2 protein-coding genes are annotated in these 1,338 nt (G+C 62.6%); both read left to right on the forward strand.

Annotated features, from left to right (window positions below; all coding sequences use genetic code 11):
* The coding region (locus A2I95_RS38595) for an NnrS family protein (RefSeq protein WP_291737678.1) at nt 1-501 on the forward strand (501 nt) is incomplete at its 5' end.
* A 107-nt stretch (nt 502-608) separates the two neighbouring features.
* Nucleotides 609-1,338, forward strand: a 730-nt coding sequence (locus tag A2I95_RS38600; protein WP_291737679.1) for a cytochrome c peroxidase, incomplete at its 3' end; no start/stop codon positions are given.

Below are 1,338 nucleotides of genomic sequence, written 5' to 3' on the forward strand. Positions count from 1 at the left end.
GCCGTCAGCGGTGTGCTGTTATTGGCTGCCGGGCTGCTGCACGTATTGCGATTGGCACGCTGGTGCGGGCTGGGCAGCCTTGGTGAGCCGCTGCTGTTCATGCTGCATGCGGCCTATGCGCTGGTGCCTGTAGGGCTGATTGCCGCCGCGGCAGTGCCATTTGGCTTGCTCGAACCTGCCGCAGCCGCGCATATCCTGGGTATCGGCGCCGTTGGCGGCATGACATTGGCCGTCATGATGCGCGCCACCATGGGCCACAGCGGCAGGCCGCTGGTTGCAGGCCCGGCTCTGACCGCGGCCTTTGCGCTGGTCATAGCGTCTGCCGCTTTGCGGGTTGCAGGCAGCACTGAACTGGCCGCGGGCTGGACCGGCATCACCGTTTCCGGAGGTTTATGGACCGCTGGGTTTGCGCTGATGGTGCTGAAAACCGGGCCTTGGCTGGCAACCCGGCGTGCGGGATCCAAGAAAGTGTCAGGGACGCAGGCCGGGCACCGGACCTAGAGCACACATGAGGCCGGAAAGACGGCAAAGCTTACGCAAATTTAACGGCCTTCTCAGAGAGTGTTATTCCGGGTAACTAGGCTTTGGATAGTGTGGGGAGGTCCTAAATGCAGTGGAAAGCTGCTGCCGCTGCTGTAGTGCCGCTGCTGCTATGGGCCGTCCAGAGCCTAGCGCAACCCGCCGGGCTTGAAGCATTCAAGCGGCCTGCTGCCGTGCCGTTCCCGGAGGCTGCGCCCTACAGCCGCGAAATTGCCACCTTAGGCAAAATGCTGTTCTTCGATCCGCGCCTGTCCGGCGGCCAGAACATCAGCTGCTCAAGCTGCCACAACCCTTCTTTCGGCTGGGAAACCCCGGTTCCCAAAGCCATTGGTGCTGCAAATAAGCCGGTGCGCCGCCATGCGCCGACACTCCTGAACGCCGCCTGGATCACCCCGCTGTTCTGGGACGGGCGCGCGGACAGCCTGGAACAGCAGGCTATTGGACCAATTACTGCTCCGGATGAGATGAACGCAACCTTTGACGGCATCACCGCCCGCCTGACTGCGGTGCATGAATACAATTTCTGGTTCGAGCGCCTGTTCCCTGGGCGGGGGATCCGCAAGGAGACCGTCCTGACCGCACTCGCCACCTATCAGCGCACGATTGTCAGCGGCGTAGCCAGTTTCGACCGCTGGGTAAGCGGGGATGCAACTGCAGTGCCGGAGGCCGCCAAACGCGGCTTTGCGCTGTTTAATGGGCGGGCGAATTGCGTGTCTTGTCATTCCGGCTGGATGTTCACGGACAACCAGCTGCATGACATCGGGATGCAAACAACCGATCTGGGCGGCGGCGGCCTGA

This window comes from Leisingera sp. F5 (assembly GCF_001593695.1).